Source organism: Acinetobacter sp. ANC 3882 (assembly GCF_022549545.1).
Classification (GTDB): Bacteria; Pseudomonadota; Gammaproteobacteria; order Pseudomonadales; family Moraxellaceae; genus Acinetobacter.
The window spans coordinates 160,230-182,006 of record NZ_JAKZGB010000005.1 but is presented as its reverse complement, the minus strand read 5'-3'; the positions used below and the strand labels follow the sequence as shown (position 1 = coordinate 182,006).

The following is a 21,777-nucleotide window of genomic DNA, read 5'->3' as shown; positions in this document are numbered from 1 at the left end:
ACGTAGCATAGATTTACAATAAAGTTGCCGCTTTATCAATTTTCTATCTAATATAAACAAGTTATTCCACTCAATAAACGCACTGTTTTATTTCGGTAAAGCTTGCAGTTGTGGGCACTTTTGATACACTCAAACCCCTTTAAAATTTTTTACATACCGAGGCACAATGACATGAAAGTAGGTCTGGTCGGTTGGCGTGGGATGGTTGGTTCTGTCCTCATGCAACGTATGGTTGAAGAGAATGATTTTGCTCATATCGAGCCATTCTATTTCTCTACCAGTAATGCAGGTGGTGAAGCACCTTCATTTGGTGGTAAGACTGCCCCAGCACTTATGGATGCAACGGACATTAACAGTCTGAAGCAAATGGATGTCATTTTAACCTGTCAAGGTGGTGATTATACCTCTGAAGTTTTCCCAAAACTCAAAGCTGAAGGCTGGGATGGCTACTGGATTGATGCAGCATCGACTCTGCGTATGGCTGATGATGCGATTATCGTTCTTGATCCAGTCAACTTAAATGTGATCAAAGATGGTTTAGTCAACGGCACTAAAACCTTTGTTGGCGGTAACTGCACCGTTTCATTGATGTTGATGGGCTTGGGTTCACTGTTCCAAAATAATTTGGTGGAATGGGCGACGTCTATGACCTATCAGGCAGCGTCTGGTGCAGGTGCACAGAACATGCGTGAACTGATTACTGGCATGGGCTATTTGTATAACAATACCAAGACTTTATTGGATGATCCTAAATCTGCAATTCTTGATATTGACCGTCAAATTGCAGACTTGCAACGTGGTGAAGGTTTCCCGAAAGCAAACTTTGGCGTGCCATTGGCTGGTTCATTGATCCCATATATCGATAAACAGCTCGAAAGTGGTCAATCAAAAGAAGAATGGAAAGGTCAAGTTGAAACCAACAAGATCTTGGGTAACCAACAAATCGTTCCGATTGATGGTCACTGTGTTCGTATTGGTGCAATGCGCTGCCATTCTCAAGCAATCACATTGAAATTGAAAAAAGATGTGCCACTTGATGAAATCGAAGACATGATTCGTAACTCTAGCCAATGGGCAAAAGTGGTTCCAAATACCCGTGAAGCATCTATGACTGATCTTACACCTGTTGCTGTGACTGGCACATTAACAGTACCAGTTGGCCGTTTACGTAAGCTCAATATGGGTAAAGAATACCTCGGTGCATTCACTGTTGGTGATCAACTACTTTGGGGTGCTGCTGAGCCATTACGTCGTATGCTTCGTATCTTGGTTGAATATAAGAACGCTTAAGCAAAAATTCCTAAAAATCAAAAGCCGATCACATTTGATCGGCTTTTTTATTGCGATGAAAGATGATTAATTTACAATTCATTTACATCACGGTAATGTATACTTTTTCCTGACATAACATCACTTTTTCATGGATCGAGATGACTGTTTATAACAAATTAAAAATTGCCATTTTAGCCATATTTTCTTCGCAACATCTTTATGCGATTACACTTGATCCAGTACAAATCCAATCTGCGCCTGGTGAATTACTCTATGCAGAAATGAGTTTCCACCAAGCAGATGCCAACTCGAAATTAGATGTGAGTTTGGCGTCACCTGAAGATCTATTGATGATTGGCGCTGCGCATCAGCCACCCTCAAGCCTTAATTTTTTTACGCGTCGTAATAATCAAGGTGAAGGGGTGATTGTGATCACTTCATCACGTCCAATGACCGATGCTGAACTGAATATTATTTTAAAAATTCAGGAGGGCGGCGCATCTCATTTAAAGCATATTCGTCAACCAATGCGTCAGATCGCAAAAATACCTTCAGTTAAAAATGCAAATGAAAAATCACTGACCCCCAAGTTTATTGTCAGTGAAAAAGACATCGCCTTGAACTTACCAGAAAGTACACGTTTCAATGTTGCAAACGCCACACCGCAGCCACAGGGCTTAAAACAGGAAAAACTCCTCAACGCACCGTTTGCCCTACCACCTGTATTAGAAACATCAAAACCAACGGTCACAGCATCTGTAAATGCCAGTGCTATTTCGATTGCTCCACCTGCTAAAGTCGCAACAACAGCAGCTTCAACAGTCGCATCGCAGCAACCAACCACGCCTGTTGCAGAGCAAGCCAAACCTCAGCCAACAACAGTGGCACTTAAACAAGAAACAGCTCAAGCAACTTTACCGCCAACAACCAAGAATAATGAATCACTTGAAACTAAATTAAAGACTGCGGATCTAAAATCAGCCACAGAAAAAGAGCAAAATAAAACCCAAAATCAGGTGAAAGAAAGTGCCCAATCTACCAAGAAAAAAGCACCGACAAACCCAACATCAGCTCCAAATGATGAAAAGAACCAACAACATGTAGTTCAACGTAATGAGTCGTTATGGAGTATCGCACAACGTATTGCAGGGCAAACACACCAGCCTGTCTCTAAAGTCATGACGCAAATCAAAACACAAAATGAGCATGCTTTCATTGGGGGCAATGCCAACCGACTTAGACAAGGCTCTCATTTAAACTTTAATCTGGCTGCAACATCAACACAGCAGAATAAAAATACCAATCAAATGGCAGCGCAGGCACAAGGTCCTGCAGTAGGAAAAGCCAAATATCGTTTACAACAAGCTGAAATGTCTTTGGTCGCAGAAAGTAATCAAGATTCCAGTACTGGAAGTGCCAAAAAAGACACATTACAGCAAAAAACCAGTGCCGATTTATCATTAAAAGTTATGACAGCACGAGAAAAAACCGTTACATTACAAAGAAACGTAACACAGTTAGAATTGGCAGTACGTCAGAAGGAACAACGTATTCAGCTGCTAAATGCTCGGCTTGCCGAACTCCAAGATCAGCTGAAAGCGCAACAGGACACTAAAAAGCCAACACGCTAAGTTACGAGAATATTCTCATAAATTTACATAAAAGCGGCTCTATCTTTAAGGGGTATAGATCATGTCAACTATAATCATTGTACTGCTCGTCATTGTACTGATTGTAGCTATCGTTTTAAAAAAACGTGAAAGCAATCAAGCCAATACTGTACCTAAAAAAGGTGCAAGCAAAACGACAAAAAAAGCAGCGACAAGATCGGCTTCTCGTACCACGCTGGTCCGCGAAGAACAAGAATATGCCCCACCAACGACAACTGCTATATCTGAAAGTTTACGTCAAAAGCTTGAGCAACAAATCCAAAGTGGTAATTTCCAATCCGCTGAAGCTCAAATCAATCAAGCTTTAAAGCAAGATAACTCTCAACATGAGCTTTATCTCTTTTTACTTGATCTTCATTTGAAGCAAAAAGATGATTTAGCTATTGATCAATTGATCAAGCATATTCATGCCTTAAAACTTGAAGATATTGCACAAGCAGCCGAAGCAAAACGTCGGGAATACGAACAGAATAAACAACCTGATTCAATTGAATTTAATTCAGCGGCTCATAGTTTTCATCCAACTCACACTGAGACTGAATCGCATACGCAAAACAGCGCTGCAGATTTCGATGCTTTAGTTCAAACGCCGACAGCACAGTCTTTTGATGACTTACAGTCAGAATATGTTGCCCCTGCCGAAGATGCAAAGCCTGTTGAACCTGTGCCTGAAGTTCAACCTTTGGACTTCGATTTTTCTTTTCAGCAAAAAGAAGCTGTTGAACCAGTACCGGCTCCAGTTGAAGCACCTGAAAGTAAGCAACAGCAGCCACTTGAGTTTTCTTTTAATTTAGAGCCAAATACTGCCGCTCCAGTTGAAGAAAGCAAAACTGAAGAAGCGACACCTGAACTCGACTTTAATTTTTCAAATTTAAGCGTCGACTCAAATCAAACAAAATCACCAGAGCCTATTGCAGAAACGGCACCCAGCTTAGATTTCAATTTTGAACCGACACCAGCGAAAACAGAACAACAACCTTCACTTGAGACCCCAGCATTTTCATTTGAAGTTGCAGAACCTGCTGCGGTAGCTGAACCAAAAATTGAGGTTGCTGCCCCTGCTGCACCTACACCTCATGTTGCAATTAATGATCCTTTAGCACAATCATTTCCCGACCTTCAACAACTTGATGAAGCACAGCTCAATTTAGAGCTTGCTGAGCAGTATATTGAACTGGGTGCTTATGATTCTGCCCGTGAATTGTTAAAAAACAACCAGTCGTTTAATGCAGAGCAGCAACAACGCTCAGAAAATTTACTGAATAAAATAGCTTCCTGAATTTGATCAGTCTAATATAAGCAGTCTCTCAGACTGCTTTTTTTATGATGAAAACAATCGCTTTAATTTATATGGGTGGGACGTTTGGTTGTATTGGTGAACCGCTGATGCCAATGCCTGAGCAGCAATTTTTACCTTTATTAAGCAAGGTCATTCCACCGCATTTACAAGTTGAATGTTTCGCCGCTCCAAGCATTAAAGATAGCAGTGCCTGCACAGCAACCGACTGGCTTGCACTGGTACAACAGATTCAACAATTACAACTGGATGGTTTTCAGCATTTTGTCATTATTCATGGTACAGACACGCTCAGTTATGCTGCTGCAACACTGGCACGTTTCTTAGGACATTCCTGTCATGCCATTATTACAGGCAGCCAATACCCTTTACTCAATATTGAAGGTAACGATACCCGCGAGTTTACTGATGCCATGGGCAACCTGTATTTAGCCCTCGAAAACGTCTTAACCTTAGCCAGTGGTGTCTATCTTGCCTTTCATCAGCAAGTCTTTCATGCTCAAACTACTCTAAAAGCGCATACCACAGAACTAGATGCCTTTGTCGGTATCAAGGCTGAGCAAAACTGTCCAACAACTGCTGACTATTTTGTGGTTCAAAATGAACATCTTGAACGGGCAGCGCAACTCAGCATACTGAATCTGATGCTGCAACCCATCGCCAAAGAGCAACTGGTTTTACAATTAAAAAATAGCTTAAACTCGCCTCCTGACTTTTTAGTTCTGCAAGGATTCGGAACGGGTAATATTGCGGTAAATGATGAAGTGATTGAACTATTTGATCGTTTATATCAGCAACAATGTCTGCCAATTATTAGCACGCAAGTGACTTTTGGTCAGCTCGATCAACGTTATGCCATCAGCTCTTGGATTCAATCTGCTAAGGTTTTGGTCAATGATTGCCATAGCCATGCCGATTTATATGCAAAAGCCCTGCAAATGTATTTAAAATACCCGACCCACGAACAATGGTTCGAACATTGGCATCAACACTAATTTTGAGGTTAGAACATGCAGCGTTATGCAATTGGTATTGAATTTTGCGGTACTCAATACCGTGGTTGGCAAACCCAACAGGCTGGCGTTATCACTGTTCAGGAAACCATCGAAAAAGTGCTCAGTACCATTGCCAATGAACCTATCATGTTGCATGGTGCAGGCCGTACCGATGCAGGTGTGCATGCAACCAATATGGTGGCACATTTCGACACCGAAGCAATCCGTCCTGAACTTGGCTGGATCCGCGGTGCCAATAGCCAACTTCCCAAAGATATTTCCATCCAGTGGATTAAATGCATGGATGAAAATTTCCATGCGCGCTTTAAAGCTGTGGCACGACGTTATCGCTATGTGGTGTATAACGCCCCTACTCGCCCCGCTTTATTGCACAAGCAAGTCACGCATCTCTACCAAACGCTTGATGTCGCCAAAATGATTGCCTCAGCGAGCAAATTTGAGGGTACACATAATTTTGAAACCTTCCGTGCTGCGGCTTGCCAATCCAATCAACCGGTTCGTCATGTGAAGCATTGCCGCTTATTTGAGCATGGTCGCTATCTAGTTTTAGATATTCAAGCCGATGGTTTCTTGCACCATATGGTCCGTAATATCATGGGATGCCTACTTGAGATTGGGCAAGGTCTTTACGAGATTGATCATATTGATACCATGTTTGCCGCAGAAGATCGTACCGCCGCAGGTATTACCGCACCACCAGATGGCTTATATTTTATTCAATCTTATTATCCTGATGAATTTGACTTGCCACAGCTGCCTTTAGGCCCGCATTGGTTAAATTTGCCCGAATAAACAAAAGCCTTATCAAGTTGATAAGGCTTTTAAATTTATGCAGCGCTTAACGTTGTTTTCGCTTACGGTATTCGACTGGCGTTTCATTGGTCCAGCGCTTAAAGGCACGATAAAAAGTACTTGGCTCAGAAAAACCTGTTAAATACACAATACGCTCTACACTTTCATTGGTATTCGCCAAGAGTTTTTTTGCCAAACGGCAGCGATAGTCAGAAAGAATTTGCTGAAAACTGGTATTGGCTTCGCTCAACTGCGTTCTTAAGCGACGAGGCGTGATATTTAACTGGGCAGCAACCGTTTCCAAGGTTGTTTCACCACTCTCTAGCGTTGAACCAATCGCACGGCGTACTTCACCGACTAAATCATAGCGTGCCAACTCTTGTAATTTTTCAATCGCAAGTTGTTCATGTAATTGAAGCAACTCAGGTTCAGCTTGCCATAATGGATAATCCAAAACAGCAACATCGAAATAAAGCCGTGTCGCTTTTTGCCCTAAACTTACAGGGCAACCATACACTCTAAAATATTCATCGTCAGCAGCACCCTCACTGAAATTAAAATCAATGTAAATCGGCTGGAATTGACCTTCAGTAATAAACTTAAAGAAACGTAAAATGCCTGACATGGCACATTCAGAAAAATGGCGGTTGACTAAATTATCTGACCAAAATTGTTCAGCATTGGTCAGATAGCAGCGGCCATCTTCAACAACCAGCTTGGCATCAAATGCATCACTGATCAAACGCTGGTAAGCCAACGCCCGTTTCAAACCTTCGCCAAAGGTTTCACTACTGATAAATAAGTGTTCAATGACTTGGCCACGATACAGGGGGAGATACTCGCCTAAATGCAGTCCAATGTCTGGATCGTGACTGACTTCCTGTGCAGCAATCCAAAATGCATTTTGCGCACTTAATGGCGTTCTCGCATTGGTATCTATTTGATTTAATGCCACGCCGGCCTTTGTTAAAATCTCTTCAGTCGGTAATCCGGCTTTACGAATTGCCTGATAACCAAAGCGCAATACAACTGATGCATCTGTTAGCTGACCCACGCCGTGCCCTTCCCTGTAGATACGTTATTATGACAATGAACAACAATTTTAGATTAACGTTGATTGACCAAACTGACAACAATATTCTGCTTATTTTGTTAAAAAAAATCACGAATTGTCCGACAGTTCCTTTCGGTTAATATCTGACAGCCTCTCGCAGACTTGATCTTGTAAATTTTAAATAAATTGACTATAATTTGCGCCTTCCCAATTTGATCTCAGGTAGGCTATGGCCAATAAAGAGGAACTCATTGAGTTCGAAGGCGTTGTCACCGAAACGCTTCCTAATACGATGTTCCGTGTACGTTTAGAAAACGGTCACGAAGTTATTGCTCACATTTCTGGTAAAATGCGTAAACACTATATCCGTATTTTGACAGGTGACAGTGTAAAAGTTGAAATGACACCTTATGATTTAACTAAGGGTCGTATCACTTATCGTGCGCGCTAACTCAGATTAGTGAATGCAAAAAAGCCACATCATGTGGCTTTTTTTATATCATTGACTAGAGTTTATTCACTCAAACGCGTGGTTTTACAGCCCACTGTCTGACATTCGCGTATACGTTCTTGCAGCCAGTTATTACGGTCTTGCGTAGTCGTTAATCGACACTGCACATTCACAGAGCTTTGCACGTCGTCCGTACATTCTGCATCACGGTGGCGAATCCAAGCCAGTTGTGATTTCTTCAAAATTTTTTGTTGTGTTTCATTCAATTGTTTTCTTAATTGCTGATAGTTTTTATTTAAATCGGCATCAGCACTGGCATAAATTTTATTGGTACAGTAGATATCATCATAAGTATTGCGAGCGTTATCGCAATTATCTGCATAGCTCAATGTCGCCATCGCGCCACAGATCAGGCTCAATATTATTCTGCGCATGAAATTTCCAAATCGCTTAATTATCATCACTATCTAAACATATTTTGCTGAACTTGAACATTGTCCTAAAGTAGACAAGTTTGTACATTTTTGTCTTTATCTTTTATTATTAGACTATATTTATGGACGATAAATTAAGGAAAATAAGATGATAAATTATAAAATATGTCTGGTTGCATCCGTTTTAGCATTACAAGGATGTGCAACGTCTGGATGGCAATCGGTGCGACTACAAGACTATTTACAACCTTATATTGGTCAATCAGCCGATCAGATTCAGCAAAATCTTAACTTGCGAACTTTAGGCTTCCAGACGCTAAAACAACCCCAAAGAAGCAATCAAAATTTAGTTTTTACCGTACTTCGCCCAATCAATATTCCAGTTCCAATCGCACAGTCTTATGGCGATGCAAGTTCACCCATGAGTGGCTCTGTACGTTTAGGCTCTGTCTCGACCAGCCAACAATCCTATGATGTGAACTTCTATTGCCATATTATTTTTGAACTTGATCAACAACAAATTGCGCGCTCAATTCGCTATGAAGGCAAAGCTTGCTAATTCTCCAATAAAAAATGCAGCCAATGCTGCGTTTTTTATTGATTTAAATACTTAGCTCAGTGCTGCAACAACAGCCTCACCCATCGCATCTGTACCTACCTTACTCATGCCTTCAGACATGATATCCGCTGTACGTAGACCTTGATCCAAGACCTGACCGACTGCATCTTCAATCGCTTTTGCAGCAGCCTCTTCACGGAAGGTATAACGCAACATCATCGCGACAGAAAGTACCGTCGCCAATGGATTGGCAATGTTCTGTCCTGCGATATCAGGTGCAGAGCCATGACATGGTTCATACATCCCTTTGCCATTTTCGTCTAAAGAAGCCGAAGGCAACATGCCAATTGAACCCGTCAACATGGCTGCTTCATCAGATAATATGTCGCCAAACAAATTGCCTGTAACAATCACGTCAAATTGCTTTGGAGCACGAACCAATTGCATTGCTGCGTTATCGACATACATATGTGATAACTGAATATTTGAATATTGAGCTTGTTGTAAGTCAGTGACGGTTTGCTTCCATAGTTCAGTCACTTCAAGCACGTTCGCCTTATCGACAGAACATACTTTTCCACCGCGTAATCCTGCAAGCTCAAAAGCAACTTTGGCAATACGCTTGATTTCACTTTCTGAATACACGTCAGTGTTATAACCTTGCTTTTCACCATTTTCGAGTTCGCGGATACCGCGTGGCTGACCAAAGTAGATCCCGCCTGTGAGTTCACGAACAATCAAAATATCAAGGCCTGCAACAATTTCAGGTTTCAAACTTGATGCATCTGCCAATTGCGGGTACAAAATTGCAGGGCGCAAATTGGCAAATAAATTCAATTCGCTACGAATTTTTAATAAGCCACGCTCAGGACGAATTGAACGTTCAATCGTATCCCACTTTGGACCACCAACAGCACCTAATAAAATTGCATCCGCTTTTTTTGCCTGTTCACTGGTCACAGCTGGATACGGTTCACCATGTGCATCAATCGCTGAGCCACCCAGTAAACCATGTTCCCATGTCAAACCTAGATTAAATTTATCATTGACCTTGGTTAAAACCTTTTCTGCAGCAGCCACGATTTCAGGGCCAATGCCATCACCCGCTAAAATTAAAATATGTTTAGACATCTATTTTTCCAGTTTCCCTATGTGCAGCTTTGAGACTGCGAGCCGATTAAATCTTTTTCTCAACAAATTCACCAAGCCCGGTACTGACATCAAAAGGACGGCAGAAACGGCGAATGGTGTGTTGCTCTTGCTGTAAATCTACACACAATGGATCAGGTACAGAAACATTCAACAAACTACCTGATGCACGACGTGTTCGGTCTCGATACATTTTAAAGGTATAGCGCACGTGCGGTTTAAACGCATGAATGACATGGAAAGTCTCCGCACGATCTGGAGAAATTGGATAGAAACGGATCACGACTTCATATTGCTTGGCAGGCATACTTAAATAGACCTGCTGTTTCCGGCTAAACACCGAACCATGTAATCGTACAATGCCACGTTCCATTGCCTGCTGGCTAATCCGGTGTGTCTTTGCATCAATGACCGCAATATCACCAACTCGTTCAAACTCACAATTCTCAACACCTGAACAATATAAAGTCGTGTTGTCCGCTTTGCTTTCTAACGTGTTTTGTGCGATACGAACTTGATCAACCACATTGGGTGCGTTTTGACACGCAGTTAAAGTCGTAGCAGCGCATAGACACAGTAAAATACTGCGAGCGAGTCTTCTTTTCATTATTCAAGCCCAGTCCTCATGTCTTGTTAACATGTAAGCAAAATATTATCCGCTAGCATGTTAACAAGAGTTCAATCTCTGCGCTATGGCTATGTTACAAATGTCCAAGACCAAGTCTTATTTCTTGTTTCCAAACCTAAGCTTGGATATCCTGAAATACCCAAGGACGCGATTGTTTTGCTTTCTCTTCATAAGCACGGATATCATCCGCAACTTGCAAAGTTAAGCCAATATCATCCAATCCATTCAACAAGCAATGCTTACGGAATGGATCGATTTCGAATTTAAATGCCTCACCTTTCGGTGTACGAACTTCTTGAGCATCCAAATCAATCGTAAGTTGATAACCTTCTGCTTCAGCACATTCTTTAAATAACTGATCGACAATTTCTTCAGCCAAAATCACAGGCAACATGCCATTTTTAAAGCAGTTATTAAAGAAAATATCTGCAAAGCTCGGTGCGATTACGGTACGAAAACCATATTCATTCAATGCCCATGGCGCATGCTCACGGCTTGAACCACAACCAAAATTCGTACGCGCCAATAAAATGCTTGAGCCTTGATAACGTGGTTTATTTAAGACAAAGTCAGGATTCTTCGGGCGTTTGCTGATGTCTTGGCCTAAGAAACCTTCATCTAAATAGCGCAATTCATCAAATAAATTATCACCGAATCCAGTCCGTTTAATCGATTTCAAAAACTGCTTTGGAATGATCAAATCGGTATCAACATTGGCACGGTCTAAAGGTGCAACAACACCTTGCTCTACAGTGTATTTTTCCATGATATTGCTCCCTTAGAATGAACGAACGTCAACAAAATGGCCTGCAATCGCTGCTGCCGCTGCCATCGCTGGACTAACTAAATGAGTTCGCCCACCATTGCCCTGACGGCCTTCAAAGTTACGATTCGAGGTCGAAGCACAATGCTCACCAGGTTGTAACTTATCAGCATTCATTGCCAAACACATTGAACAACCCGGTTCACGCCATTCAAATCCCGCCGCCAAAAAGATTTGATCTAAACCTTCCTGCTCAGCTTGTTGTTTCACCAAGCCAGAACCTGGAACAATCATCGCCTGCTTAATACTTGCAGCAACGGTACGACCTTTCACCACATCCGCAGCGGCACGAATATCTTCAATACGCGAGTTGGTACATGAACCAATAAAGACACGGTCTAACTGAATATCAGCCAAAGCTTGACCTGCAGTTAAGCCCATATATTGATAAGCACGGGTCCAGTCATTGCGTTGTACATCATCCTTAGCTTGTTCTAATGTTGGCACCGCTTGTGAAACAGGAATCACCATTTCAGGAGAAGTTCCCCACGACACCTGTGGCTCAATCTCGGCACCGTTCAATACCACGACCGCATCAAATACGGCATCTTCATCCGAATGCAAGGTATCCCAGTAGGCTACCGCTTGATCCCACTGTTCGCCCTTTGGTGCATAGTTACGATCTTTCACATACGCAATGGTTTTGTCATCAACTGCAACCATCCCGACACGGGCACCCGCTTCGATAGCCATATTACATACGGTCATACGGCCTTCGATTGACATATCACGGAATACTTGTCCGCCAAACTCAATAGCATAGCCCGTACCGCCCGCAGTACCGATCTTGCCAATAATGGCTAACACGACATCTTTTGAAGTCACGCCTTTGCCTAATACACCATCGACACGAACCAACATGTTTTTCGATTTTTTCTGCACCAAACATTGTGTTGCCAAAACATGCTCAACTTCTGAGGTACCGATACCATGCGCCAAACAACCAAAAGCACCATGAGTTGCTGTATGCGAGTCACCACAAACCACGGTCATACCCGGTAAAGTCAAACCTTGCTCTGGACCAACCACGTGGGCAATCCCTTGACGGATATCATTAATCCCGAATTCAACGATATTAAAGGTTTTACAGTTATCGTCTAAGGTTTGGACTTGGATACGAGAAGTATCATCTTCAATCCCAGCAATCCCCTGTTCACGCTCTTTTTTAGAGGTCGGTACGTTATGATCAGGTGTTGCCACATTGGCACTTAAACGCCAAGGTTGACGATCGGCAAGTTGTAAACCTTCAAATGCTTGAGGGCTTGTCACTTCATGTAATAAGTGGCGATCAATATAAATTAAGCTCGAACCATCATCGCGTTGTTTTACTAAATGGTCGTTCCATAATTTGTCATATAAAGTCTTGCCTGCCATGTCGTCGCCCTCCATCGTGCTTGCCATTGGTCTGGGTATTTTTCATCTTGAATTAATTATAGCAATCACTTCACATAAATCTAATTTATCATTTTTATAAATTAAAAAACTTTTAGGAATAATAAATTAAAATTTTATATCTTGATCGTCTCATTAAATTAAAAAAATTTAAATAATCTTAGCTTAGTGCATTTCATACACACTATAGCTTTGAGCTACTTATTTGAAATGAATCATCTCATGATTTATAAATCCAATCGTCCTAAATTGAAATTTCTTTTTTACATTGCAGTCGATAATGATTATTATTTACAAATATAGAAGTTCTTAAGGACATCACCATGACTCGTATTAAAAGATTTGTACATAACAATCGTCGAACTTTTAAAAAAACTTTAAGTTATTATATTGTGCATATCAGCGTTGCAATGATGGTTGCTTATGTGATCACAGGCAACTTTTGGATTGCAGCAACGTTAAGTTTACTTGAACCAACGGTACAAGCCTTTGCATTTTTCTTTCATGAGAAAATTTGGAATCATTTTGAATTTAAACTAAATAAAGATACTCAACAGCTTTAAAATTTCTTTGGATACTTTTGTATGAATCTCGCTGCTTTTGAAGCATTTGTAAAAGTCATGGAAACCGGTTCAATTTCCATTGCAGCAGAACAATTATTTATTACCCAACCTGCAGTCACCAAACGGATTCATAGCTTAGAAGACTATTTTGGGGTCAAACTGTTTGAATCTGCAGGTCGGGGAATTCAGCCCACCCATGCAGCACACTCTCTATTACCGAAGGTTCGTACTTGGCTCAATGAACTGGGAGAAATTCACCATACCTTAAGCCATGAACAAGCACAGGTCCAAGGTCGTTTAAAGATTGGTACCAGTCATCACATTGGTCTGCACCATTTGGGTGAACTGCTTAAAAATTTCGTCCAACATTATCCTCAAGTGACCTTAGACGTGCATTTTGTCGATTCTGAACAGGCCCATGAACAAGTCTTGGCCGGTGAACTTGAACTCGCATTTTTAACCTTGCCGCCGGTTGGAGATGATCGTCTTAAATATGTGACGATTTGGAATGACCCTTTGGTTTTTGTTGCTGCGCCCTTCCATCCATTGGCACAACAAACACCACTTAAACTCGAAGACCTGATTGCCTATCCAAGCCTATTACCTGCGGCACAGACCTATACCAGTCAAATCACTTTGGCTGAATTTGAAAAGAATAACTTAAAACCCAAAATTACCATGAGCAATAACCCTTTAGAATCTATTCGAATGTTGGTTTCAATTGGTTTAGGTTGGTCGGTTTTGCCAAAAACCTTGGTCAATCAGGATTTAAAACAGCTCGATTTGAAACTGGATATGCAACGTCAACTGGGCATGGTTTGGCATCCTGCGCGAATTCAGTCTAAAGCGGCAGAAGAATTGATTCGAATGATGCATGTTGGCTAGCAGCATCGATTAATCTCCGCCGCCCCCACCACAGCTGCTGCAACTGCTACAGCTATTGCTACTACTTCCACAACTTGAAGAAGATGACGAGGACTGAGCTTGCAAGTATTGGGCATAATCCTTGGTCATCAACTCTAAACTAAAATATTGCCCCTCAGGCCAATGGAGTGCTTGATCAATTGCAAACAGTCTAGGCAACGAAGTGGTATTTCTTGGCTGATAAGCATGTAAAGTGCAACTCATTCGCCATGCTTCAAACAATTGTTGCGTTTGCTGCTTAGACGTGGTGGTTGCATCATAGGGATTATGATGCAACGGTCGACCTAGCACCTGCTCACATAATTGTTGATATTGTTTTGGAAACTCCAACATCACATGCCATAAGCTATCCACCGCATGCGAAGGCATTGCATAGGCTTGTTTTTGCATGACATGTAATGCCAAATAATCTTTAAACCCAGCTTCAATAAGTTGTCGTTGTTTTAAACTAAGTTCGGGATAATAGAATCTAAATTTATTCCAGAAGATCGGGTCAAATTTGAATAGCTCAATTTTTTGCAACTTCCCTCGTTTGGACCGAGCAATCAGGGCTAAATTCAACACAATGATTAACCACAGAAAAGGAAGTATCACCCAAGCACTAAAAACCTGTTGCCGCCAACTGTACATCAGCAGTAACACCACGATTGGAACGACGATCCATCGTGTTTTGATCATTGGCTGTTGTCGTTCTAATTTCAATAATGCATCAAGCAAATTGGAAGTCTGTGCTTCCTGATTTATTTTTATTTTCATGCTTTGATCTTAAAAATAAATGATGACAGTAATATGACAAAAAAACCTCCCGTTGGGGAGGTCAAATTAAACAGATCAGATTTGTAATAAACGGCGAATTTGTTGCTCCATCTGGTCGACATCCAGATTGTGATGCAACAAGGTCATGGTGAGTAATTGATCGGAACGAAAGTGGCGATCAACTTCAAGCATGACATGGGTTTGAGTTGCTTCGGCGACAAAAGAAACTTCAACCTCATTAAAACCACTGAACATATGCGAAGAAACAAACTCTAGCTCTTGGTAGCAACCGATTGTTGAACTAAAATTTTGCCCAGTAAGTTGACCTTTTTCCACATCAACAGAAGAAAGTACAAAACCACATTGCTGCATGGCCTGTAAAAACTCGTGCATTGCTGGGGTGGGTAATACACTCAAGTAGTCTCGATCCGTGGCATCTAATCCCCAATCCACATCCATGTGGGTATTGATCCACACCCGCGTACCATTACGGCGACAAATCACTTCGGTGATCGGCGTTTCATGCGGCAAATCTATGCTAAATGGAACATGGTGGGCTTGATGTGCTGGTAAAGAAAAATTTGAACTGATTAACCATTGGACAAGCACCAAAGGCTGATTAAATTCATGCTCTCCCGACTCAACTTCTGCCATGGTCATCAATTGCAAATATAAACCTTTAATGTCCTTATCGGATGAGCCCCCTTTAAAACTAATCTCTCCCTGTAATGTTGCACCTGCTTGTACTGTTGGATTATGCAAATGTGTTTCAACAGTGACGCCTTGCAAGCCTAAACCCGACATAATTTTATTCAACATTTTTCTTTCAGATCCTGACGACGATTTCATCTTTAGCGGCAAACTTATGATTAAAGTGCTTCCTCTCCAGCGAGCTGAATTTTACCATCGGCAATCGTATTCATGAATTGCAGATAATCACTTAAATTTCGCTCCGCGTACTGCGTCGCATAGTCCTGCAAGATCTGGATTATCGTCCCGCCTTGCCCCAGATATCCAATCAAAACGTCGGCATTACCTGCTTTGGCATGCGCATGTGCCAAAGCCAAACCACAGCTATCGGCATATTCATAAAAAAATGCATCATCCATCCCAGCCAAATCGATAGACACTTTCATATCACGTAATTGACGGATCAAATAATGTTGCTGCTGGGCACTGGAATAACCCAAGAAAATATCACTGGCGGCTTGCATAAGTTGCTGACCATATACCACCCGTTCACCTTCATGAGGCACTTTCTGCAAAAACAGTGGGCTTAAAATCGAAGGGTTGGCCTCTTTCATTTGTAAAATAAGCGGTTCTCGATCAGCATCTTCAAATAACGCAATGGCTGAGCGCGTTCCCACACTCCCGACACCCACCACTTTTAATGCGATGTCAGTACATTGGTAACGATCAAATAAAACTTGGCGATCATATTTCAGCGTGCTGCGATAGCACTCAAAAAATGCATCATTATTCTGACTAAATGGCTCACCTGCTTTGGGATGCCAAAGTAAAGGCTCATCCTCTATAAAATGCCGAAATCCGGTCTCATCATCCTGTTGAGTCAGTTTTGGCAACACCGAAGCACTGTCTCGAGCTGAGGCACTATTCACTTTCTTTGCTAATTTTTTACGGACTTTTTGGTTTTCAGTTTTTTCCAATAAAATACTGGCATCAATTTTCTCATACCAGATTTGCAAAGGAGACAATGCAATTTGTTGATCTAAATGCGAGATATAGGCATTGAGCATGCGCTGAATCGCTTTTAAACCCGTACTTTCGCCTAAACCGATCTCTTTTACTGCAATAACAAAGCTAGTGACTAAGCGCTTGAGATCCCATTCAAATGGCGCAACCAGCGTTTCATCAAAATCATTAATACCAAATAAAAGATTACGTTCTGGACTGGCAAATCCACCAAAATTACTTAAATGGCAATCCCCGCAAATCTGTTGAAATAGGCCTGAATTGTGCTGTTCCCACACTTGGTCAAACAACATCAGTGCAGGCATCCCTCGATAGAAAGTAAATGGAGATACGCTCATACGCTTGGCACGAATGGGTTTTAGTCGCTCTAAACGACCTTCATTACTCCAATCATAGAGTGTTAAGGCCGTGATATCTTTGGGTCGCTCGGACAAGTGAGCCAATTGCTCACGTGGAATTTTTTTACGTTGTGCTTTTCCCAAAGTAAAGCCATCACTTTTAGTAAGCAATTTACCTTGGTAACGGTGTCGGGTGAGATCAATACTTTGTTCTGTCCAAAGTTGTTTTGGTAATGCAATGCGTTGTTTGGGCATATCACGCGCTCAATCTATTTAGTTATATTTTCTATATTTCTCTAAACTATAATGCGTCATTCAATATTTTTTATTGTTGTTCATACATTGCCAAATATCCCTTTGCTTAAGGTGATATTTGGCATTAAATCATGGCTTATATCGACCAGTCCTGAATTTCCCAAGCCTGTTCTTGTGCCAATTTTTCTAAGCGATCATCAGGATTTACGGCAATCGCATGCGTCGCATATTCCAATAAGAAACGATCATTGATTGAATCTGAATAGGCCCAAGATTCATTGACCGTCCTTCCAGCCAACCACTGATCCAAACGCGCCAACTTGCCTTTTTGATAGCAAGGAATGCCTTTGACCTTGCCTGTATATTGACCATCAATCACTTCGGCATTGGTGGCAATAATTTCAGTAATGCCAAATTCACGAAAAATAGGTGCCGTAATAAAATCACTGGTCGCGGTAATTCCAACCAGCTCATGACCCAGTGCTTGATGTCGTTTAATCGCCTCAAACCCTTTAGGTCGCATCTGCGGACGGATTACTTTCTGCATAAATAACTGATGTAACTCAGTTAAATAATCATTATCGTGCTTGGTTAGAAATTGAAAAACAAATTCATTATAGGCAATTGGATCAAGTTGCCCTGCTTTGTAGTCTTCATAGAACTTGTCATTCATTTGGCGATGATGAATTGGATCAACCAAACCTTCATTGACCAAAAATTCACCCCAAGAGTGATCAGAGTCAGTATTTAACAGGGTGTGATCTAAATCAAACAAAGCCAATTTCATATAAATGCTCATTTAAATGCAAATTAAAGAAAAAAAACGTAAATCTATTTCCGTAAGTCACTAAAAATTCGTTAAGATCATAGCAATTTAAACATTTTACTTTGACCTTTTTCGAGTTGGACATGGAAGATAGTCTGTCCCCGAGATCAAAGTCAACGATATAGATAAAATTTAGGTAGCCAAATGATCGACTCAGAAGGTTTCCGACCCAACGTCGGGATCATTTTGGCAAACGATGACGGACAAGTTTTATGGGCAAAACGCATTGGTCACAATGCTTGGCAATTTCCACAAGGAGGGATCCAATTTGGAGAAACCCCTGAACAGGCACTTTTTCGTGAACTGAGAGAAGAAGTCGGTTTATTGCCCGAACACGTCCAAATTATAGCGCAAACAAAAGGTTGGCTGCGTTATCGTTTGCCACATCGGTACATTCGGTCAGATTCAGATCCGGTATGTATTGGACAAAAGCAGAAATGGTTTTTACTGAAGTTAACGGCCTCGCCGCATCATATTCAGTTAAACCTATCCGACCCACCCGAGTTCGATGAATGGCAGTGGGTAAGTTACTGGTACCCATTGGGTCAAGTGGTCAACTTCAAACGTGATGTTTACCGTAAAGCCATGATGGAATTATGTTTACAACTACCTCAGCGCTAATTGTCGTGAAATCATCATTTTAAGCAATGATTTTTGACAACAGAGCTGTTATAACTAGGCCTATAACGATTCAATAAATTGGAGTAAACATCCATGTCAAACATGCAACTCGACACGCTTAGACGCATTGTGCAAGAAATCAATGCGTCCGTCAGTTTGCATGATTCCTTGGACATTATGGTCAATCATGTGGCCGATGCCATGCATGTCGATGTCTGCTCGATTTATTTATTGGACGAACGTAATCGCCGCTATGTGCTGATGGCCTCAAAAGGTTTAAAACCTGAAGCAGTTGGCACGGTGTCGCTCAGTGTCGGTGAAGGTCTGGTCGGCCTGGTCGGTCAACGTGAAGAAATCGTTAACTTAGACAACGCCCCCAAACACGAACGTTTTGCCTATTTACCTGAAACAGGTGAAGAACTGTTCAACTCATTTCTGGGCGTTCCAGTAATGTATCGCCGTAAGGTGATGGGTGTCTTGGTTGTTCAAAATAAAGAATCTCAAGACTTTAGCGAAGCGGCTGAATCCTTTTTGGTCACACTGTGTGCACAACTGTCAGGTGTGATTGCCCATGCACATGCTGTGGGAAATATTGATGTTTTCCGTAAACCCAGCAATGGTCCTAGCTACAAGACCTTCCAAGGGGTTTCAGGTGCAGGTGGTGTCGCTTTAGGCCGTGCCATTGTTCTTTATCCGCCTGCTGATCTTGGTGCGATTCCAGATCGTGAAGCAGAAGACATCAGCGATGAACTGGAATTATTGGATCAAGCTATTGCTGCAGTACGTTTAGAGATTCAATCTCTAGATGAAAAAATGCAAGATTCGCTCATGTCTGAAGAACGTGCCTTGTTTAGTGTGTTCTTAAGAATGCTTGATGAAAATGCCTTACCAAGCGAAATCAAAGACCACATTCGTGCAGGCAGTTGGGCCCAAGGTGCCGTGCGTAAAGTCATCGATAAACATGTTGCGCTATTTGCTCAAATGGAAGATGACTACCTACGTGAACGTGTTTCAGATCTGAAAGATCTCGGTCGTCGAATTCTGGCTTGCTTGCAAGAAAATGATACCAGTCACCGCGAACTCAGTCCCGACAGCATTCTGATTGGTGAAGAAATCAGTACCGCAGCATTGGTAGAGCTTCCAGTGGATAATATTGCGGCAATCGTCACTTCTGAAGGTGCTGCCAACTCACATATGGTGATTGTGGCGCGTGCGCTGGGCATTCCAACCGTCGTCGGTGTGACCGAATTACCGATTACCACACTCGATGATATCGAGATGATTGTCGATGCCTATCAAGGGCGTATCTTCGTCAATCCTCCTCGTCGCTTACGTCAACGCTATAAAGAAGTTCAAAAAGAAGAAGAACAAATTGCAAAAGATTTAAAGCAATACGAAACCAAAGACGCAATTACCCCAGATGGCGTGTCGGTTCCATTGTTCGTCAATACAGGTTTGATGATTGATGTGGTCCGTGGCGTACAACGTGGTGCCAAAGGTGTTGGTCTCTATCGCAGTGAAATTCCATTCATGCTACGTGAACGCTTCCCTGGTGAAGAAGAGCAACGTGCCATTTACCGCCAGCAGCTCAGCCATTTTGCCAATAAACCCGTAATTATGCGTACCCTCGATATTGGTGCGGATAAAGACTTGCCTTACTTCAGTATTGAAGAAGAAAATTCGGCATTGGGTTGGCGTGGCCTTCGCTTTACACTGGATCATCCAGAAATTTTCTCTGCACAAATCCGTGCCATGCTCAAAGCCAGTATCGGTTTAAATAATTTGCATATCTTGTTGCCCATGGTAACGAGCGTCAGTGAAGTCGAAGAAGTTCTGTATCTGCTGGAACGTGACTGGATCGCAGTACAAGAAGAAGAACAGGTCAAAATTACCAAACCGAAGATCGGCATTATGGTCGAAGTGCCAAGTGTGCTGTTGCAGATTGATGAGTTTTCCGAACTGGTCGATTTCTTCTCTGTGGGTTCCAACGATTTAACCCAATATTTACTGGCAGTGGATCGTAATAACCCACATGTGGCCAACGTCTATTCGCATTTCCATCCATCCATCCTGCGAGCCTTAAAACGTTTGGTACAGGACTGTCACGACCACCAAAAACCCGTCAGCATCTGTGGTGAAATGGCAGGAGATCCATTGTCTGCGATTCTCCTGATGGCAATGGGTTTTAATACCTTATCGATGAGTTCAAGTAATATTCTGAGAGTCCGCAAAGCAATTTGTCATGTTCCGATGAGTGATGCCAAGAAACTCTTGGATGATGTTCTGCAAATGAATAACCCGCTGGTGATTAAAAGCTGGCTCGAACATTATTTTAGAACCCACGGTCTGGCTGATATGGTGAAATCAAATCGGATGTTGAACGTATAACTGTCTCCATCCAATACAAGCAACAATGCTAAAAAAGGGCGATCATTCTCGAATGATCGCCCTTTTTGTTGATGTGCCTATTTATTTGGCAGAACGTAGATAAATCTGCTGTTTGCCACCATTCAAGGTCACGCTTGGAAATTTACGATCATAATCAATCACGATCGCATCTTTACCCGTCAAATTCTTGGTATCCGATTCCAACGTCACGTAGTACTTGATATTCGCATCATCGCGAACTGAGGGCTGAATAAGCTTACGGTGATCAGCAGGCACCGTAAAATCAACCGTAAATGGAACTTGAGAGATTTGAACTTTTTTCTGCTGAATCAAAGTCGCTGGTACATCAGCAATCTGGCTATCCACCGCATATAAACTGGCCGTACCTTGCTGTTGCTTCACGCTATACGTACCTTCTCCCACAAACTCAACACTGAATGAGTGTGAAGCGTTGGTCTTGGTATCCTCATTTTGCTGTGTGGCACTACAACCTGCTAGAACGGTTAAAGATAAACCTAAGCCTAATGCTAATTTTTTCATTTATTTTAATCTCATAAAAGTAAGCTAAAGCAATATGCTAGCAGCTAAAATCTGATGATTTACATATCTCCTACTCATGCTTTCTGTTTTGAAACTTTAATTGCATAGGGGCAGCAATCATCTTTTTAGAATGCGGCTCAAGCAGCGTTAGCGATACGGCAAAATTAATTCTAGAAATCTATTTAGGCCTTTTTACATAACTGCAACAGGCAAAAGTCATCCTTCTTAGAACAAATTGGAGTCTATTTACTCCCTCTAAATGATGCCGACACTGACTTTATATTTAACCTGACCAAAACAGTAAGTCTTTATTTTT

The 21,777-nt window shown here is 41.8% G+C and carries 22 protein-coding genes; 11 read left to right on the top strand and 11 right to left on the bottom strand.

The window, feature by feature from the left end; all coding sequences use genetic code 11:
* Positions 1-171: 171 nt before the first annotated feature.
* From asd to truA, 5 genes are all read left to right on the top strand, one after another.
* The gene (gene asd, locus MMO42_RS11710) at positions 172-1,290 is read left to right on the top strand and encodes an aspartate-semialdehyde dehydrogenase (RefSeq protein WP_005210320.1); all 1,119 of its coding nucleotides are present in this window, start codon (positions 172-174) and stop codon (positions 1,288-1,290) included.
* A 140-nt stretch (positions 1,291-1,430) separates the two neighbouring features.
* Positions 1,431-2,903 carry a FimV domain-containing protein gene (locus MMO42_RS11705; protein ID WP_241320649.1) on the top strand — a complete coding sequence of 491 codons (1,473 nt, stop codon included), beginning with the start codon at positions 1,431-1,433 and terminating at the stop codon, positions 2,901-2,903.
* A 61-nt stretch (positions 2,904-2,964) separates the two neighbouring features.
* A complete protein-coding gene (locus MMO42_RS11700) occupies positions 2,965-4,221 on the top strand; it encodes a FimV domain-containing protein (RefSeq protein ID WP_241320648.1) in 1,257 nt (418 codons plus the stop codon).
* Positions 4,222-4,265: 44 nt separating this feature from the next.
* Positions 4,266-5,234, top strand: a complete 969-nt coding sequence (locus tag MMO42_RS11695; RefSeq protein WP_241320647.1) for an asparaginase domain-containing protein — start codon at positions 4,266-4,268, stop codon at positions 5,232-5,234.
* A 15-nt stretch (positions 5,235-5,249) separates the two neighbouring features.
* Positions 5,250-6,047 carry a tRNA pseudouridine(38-40) synthase TruA gene (gene truA / locus MMO42_RS11690; RefSeq protein WP_241320646.1) on the top strand — a complete coding sequence of 266 codons (798 nt, stop codon included), beginning with the start codon at positions 5,250-5,252 and terminating at the stop codon, positions 6,045-6,047.
* A gap of 46 nt (positions 6,048-6,093) precedes the next feature.
* Here the strand turns inward: truA and MMO42_RS11685 are convergent, their stop codons facing one another.
* Entirely contained in the window at positions 6,094-7,101 is a 1,008-nt protein-coding gene (locus tag MMO42_RS11685; RefSeq protein ID WP_005155109.1) for an AraC family transcriptional regulator, read from the bottom strand.
* 229 nt (positions 7,102-7,330) lie between these two features.
* Between MMO42_RS11685 and infA the strand changes: the two genes are divergently transcribed.
* On the top strand, positions 7,331-7,552 hold the full coding sequence (infA, locus tag MMO42_RS11680; protein WP_001284370.1) for a translation initiation factor IF-1: 222 nt from the start codon (positions 7,331-7,333) through the stop codon (positions 7,550-7,552).
* A gap of 62 nt (positions 7,553-7,614) precedes the next feature.
* Here infA and MMO42_RS11675 read toward each other — a convergent pair whose 3' ends face one another.
* On the bottom strand, positions 7,615-7,986 hold the full coding sequence (locus tag MMO42_RS11675) for a lysozyme inhibitor LprI family protein (RefSeq protein ID WP_241320645.1): 372 nt from the start codon (positions 7,984-7,986) through the stop codon (positions 7,615-7,617).
* Between the two features lie 148 nt (positions 7,987-8,134).
* On the opposite strand from MMO42_RS11675, the gene MMO42_RS11670 reads away from it, so the two are divergent.
* Positions 8,135-8,545 (top strand): hypothetical protein, encoded by a 411-nt coding sequence (locus MMO42_RS11670; protein ID WP_241320644.1) that lies wholly within the window; start codon positions 8,135-8,137, stop codon positions 8,543-8,545.
* A gap of 51 nt (positions 8,546-8,596) precedes the next feature.
* Here the strand turns inward: MMO42_RS11670 and leuB are convergent, their stop codons facing one another.
* From leuB to leuC, 4 genes are all read right to left on the bottom strand, one after another.
* The gene (gene leuB, locus MMO42_RS11665) at positions 8,597-9,676 is read right to left on the bottom strand and encodes a 3-isopropylmalate dehydrogenase (protein ID WP_241320643.1); all 1,080 of its coding nucleotides are present in this window, start codon (positions 9,674-9,676) and stop codon (positions 8,597-8,599) included.
* 46 nt (positions 9,677-9,722) lie between these two features.
* Positions 9,723-10,301 (bottom strand): hypothetical protein, encoded by a 579-nt coding sequence (locus tag MMO42_RS11660; protein ID WP_241320642.1) that lies wholly within the window; start codon positions 10,299-10,301, stop codon positions 9,723-9,725.
* 136 nt (positions 10,302-10,437) lie between these two features.
* Positions 10,438-11,088, bottom strand: coding sequence for a 3-isopropylmalate dehydratase small subunit (leuD, locus tag MMO42_RS11655; protein ID WP_241320641.1), 651 nt, complete (start codon positions 11,086-11,088; stop codon positions 10,438-10,440).
* Between the two features lie 12 nt (positions 11,089-11,100).
* Entirely contained in the window at positions 11,101-12,519 is a 1,419-nt protein-coding gene (gene leuC / locus MMO42_RS11650) for a 3-isopropylmalate dehydratase large subunit (protein ID WP_241320640.1), read from the bottom strand.
* A 341-nt stretch (positions 12,520-12,860) separates the two neighbouring features.
* Here leuC and MMO42_RS11645 point away from each other — a divergent pair, with 341 nt between their 5' ends.
* Both MMO42_RS11645 and MMO42_RS11640 read left to right on the top strand, forming a co-directional pair.
* On the top strand, positions 12,861-13,100 hold the full coding sequence (locus MMO42_RS11645; RefSeq protein ID WP_005291589.1) for a DUF2061 domain-containing protein: 240 nt from the start codon (positions 12,861-12,863) through the stop codon (positions 13,098-13,100).
* 21 nt (positions 13,101-13,121) lie between these two features.
* Positions 13,122-13,985, top strand: coding sequence for a LysR family transcriptional regulator (locus MMO42_RS11640; RefSeq protein ID WP_241320639.1), 864 nt, complete (start codon positions 13,122-13,124; stop codon positions 13,983-13,985).
* A 9-nt stretch (positions 13,986-13,994) separates the two neighbouring features.
* Here the strand turns inward: MMO42_RS11640 and MMO42_RS11635 are convergent, their stop codons facing one another.
* From MMO42_RS11635 to MMO42_RS11620, 4 genes are all read right to left on the bottom strand, one after another.
* Positions 13,995-14,780 carry a hypothetical protein gene (locus tag MMO42_RS11635; protein WP_241320638.1) on the bottom strand — a complete coding sequence of 262 codons (786 nt, stop codon included), beginning with the start codon at positions 14,778-14,780 and terminating at the stop codon, positions 13,995-13,997.
* Positions 14,781-14,855: 75 nt separating this feature from the next.
* The gene (locus tag MMO42_RS11630) at positions 14,856-15,599 is read right to left on the bottom strand and encodes a sporulation protein (protein WP_241320637.1); all 744 of its coding nucleotides are present in this window, start codon (positions 15,597-15,599) and stop codon (positions 14,856-14,858) included.
* A 50-nt stretch (positions 15,600-15,649) separates the two neighbouring features.
* Complete coding sequence (locus MMO42_RS11625) at positions 15,650-17,086, bottom strand: DUF2252 domain-containing protein (RefSeq protein WP_241320636.1); 1,437 nt, start codon at positions 17,084-17,086, stop codon at positions 15,650-15,652.
* 136 nt (positions 17,087-17,222) lie between these two features.
* Complete coding sequence (locus tag MMO42_RS11620) at positions 17,223-17,873, bottom strand: HAD family hydrolase (protein ID WP_241320635.1); 651 nt, start codon at positions 17,871-17,873, stop codon at positions 17,223-17,225.
* Between the two features lie 183 nt (positions 17,874-18,056).
* Between MMO42_RS11620 and MMO42_RS11615 the strand changes: the two genes are divergently transcribed.
* Together MMO42_RS11615 and ptsP are read left to right on the top strand one after the other, a co-directional pair.
* On the top strand, positions 18,057-18,533 hold the full coding sequence (locus tag MMO42_RS11615) for an RNA pyrophosphohydrolase (protein ID WP_004656060.1): 477 nt from the start codon (positions 18,057-18,059) through the stop codon (positions 18,531-18,533).
* 93 nt (positions 18,534-18,626) lie between these two features.
* Positions 18,627-20,921 carry a phosphoenolpyruvate--protein phosphotransferase gene (ptsP, locus tag MMO42_RS11610; RefSeq protein ID WP_241320634.1) on the top strand — a complete coding sequence of 765 codons (2,295 nt, stop codon included), beginning with the start codon at positions 18,627-18,629 and terminating at the stop codon, positions 20,919-20,921.
* Between the two features lie 81 nt (positions 20,922-21,002).
* Here the strand turns inward: ptsP and MMO42_RS11605 are convergent, their stop codons facing one another.
* Positions 21,003-21,461: a hypothetical protein gene (locus tag MMO42_RS11605; RefSeq protein WP_241320633.1), complete on the bottom strand. Its 459-nt coding sequence runs from the start codon at positions 21,459-21,461 to the stop codon at positions 21,003-21,005.
* Between the last annotated feature and the right edge of the window lie 316 nt (positions 21,462-21,777).

What these genes read in the sequence shown, in the direction of transcription:
- asd (WP_005210320.1), top strand. Translation starts at nt 172, where the DNA reads ATGAAAGTAGGTCTGGTCGGTTGGCGTGGGATGGTTGGTTCTGTCCTC.
- MMO42_RS11705 (WP_241320649.1), top strand. Translation starts at nt 1,431, where the DNA reads ATGACTGTTTATAACAAATTAAAAATTGCCATTTTAGCCATATTTTCT.
- MMO42_RS11700 (WP_241320648.1), top strand. Translation starts at nt 2,965, where the DNA reads ATGTCAACTATAATCATTGTACTGCTCGTCATTGTACTGATTGTAGCT.
- MMO42_RS11695 (WP_241320647.1), top strand. Translation starts at nt 4,266, where the DNA reads ATGATGAAAACAATCGCTTTAATTTATATGGGTGGGACGTTTGGTTGT.
- truA (WP_241320646.1), top strand. Translation starts at nt 5,250, where the DNA reads ATGCAGCGTTATGCAATTGGTATTGAATTTTGCGGTACTCAATACCGT.
- infA (WP_001284370.1), top strand. Translation starts at nt 7,331, where the DNA reads ATGGCCAATAAAGAGGAACTCATTGAGTTCGAAGGCGTTGTCACCGAA.
- MMO42_RS11675 (WP_241320645.1), bottom strand. Translation starts at nt 7,986, where the DNA reads ATGCGCAGAATAATATTGAGCCTGATCTGTGGCGCGATGGCGACATTG.
- MMO42_RS11670 (WP_241320644.1), top strand. Translation starts at nt 8,135, where the DNA reads ATGATAAATTATAAAATATGTCTGGTTGCATCCGTTTTAGCATTACAA.
- leuB (WP_241320643.1), bottom strand. Translation starts at nt 9,676, where the DNA reads ATGTCTAAACATATTTTAATTTTAGCGGGTGATGGCATTGGCCCTGAA.
- MMO42_RS11660 (WP_241320642.1), bottom strand. Translation starts at nt 10,301, where the DNA reads ATGAAAAGAAGACTCGCTCGCAGTATTTTACTGTGTCTATGCGCTGCT.
- leuD (WP_241320641.1), bottom strand. Translation starts at nt 11,088, where the DNA reads ATGGAAAAATACACTGTAGAGCAAGGTGTTGTTGCACCTTTAGACCGT.
- leuC (WP_241320640.1), bottom strand. Translation starts at nt 12,519, where the DNA reads ATGGCAGGCAAGACTTTATATGACAAATTATGGAACGACCATTTAGTA.
- MMO42_RS11645 (WP_005291589.1), top strand. Translation starts at nt 12,861, where the DNA reads ATGACTCGTATTAAAAGATTTGTACATAACAATCGTCGAACTTTTAAA.
- MMO42_RS11640 (WP_241320639.1), top strand. Translation starts at nt 13,122, where the DNA reads ATGAATCTCGCTGCTTTTGAAGCATTTGTAAAAGTCATGGAAACCGGT.
- MMO42_RS11635 (WP_241320638.1), bottom strand. Translation starts at nt 14,780, where the DNA reads ATGAAAATAAAAATAAATCAGGAAGCACAGACTTCCAATTTGCTTGAT.
- MMO42_RS11630 (WP_241320637.1), bottom strand. Translation starts at nt 15,599, where the DNA reads ATGTTGAATAAAATTATGTCGGGTTTAGGCTTGCAAGGCGTCACTGTT.
- MMO42_RS11625 (WP_241320636.1), bottom strand. Translation starts at nt 17,086, where the DNA reads ATGCCCAAACAACGCATTGCATTACCAAAACAACTTTGGACAGAACAA.
- MMO42_RS11620 (WP_241320635.1), bottom strand. Translation starts at nt 17,873, where the DNA reads ATGAAATTGGCTTTGTTTGATTTAGATCACACCCTGTTAAATACTGAC.
- MMO42_RS11615 (WP_004656060.1), top strand. Translation starts at nt 18,057, where the DNA reads ATGATCGACTCAGAAGGTTTCCGACCCAACGTCGGGATCATTTTGGCA.
- ptsP (WP_241320634.1), top strand. Translation starts at nt 18,627, where the DNA reads ATGTCAAACATGCAACTCGACACGCTTAGACGCATTGTGCAAGAAATC.
- MMO42_RS11605 (WP_241320633.1), bottom strand. Translation starts at nt 21,461, where the DNA reads ATGAAAAAATTAGCATTAGGCTTAGGTTTATCTTTAACCGTTCTAGCA.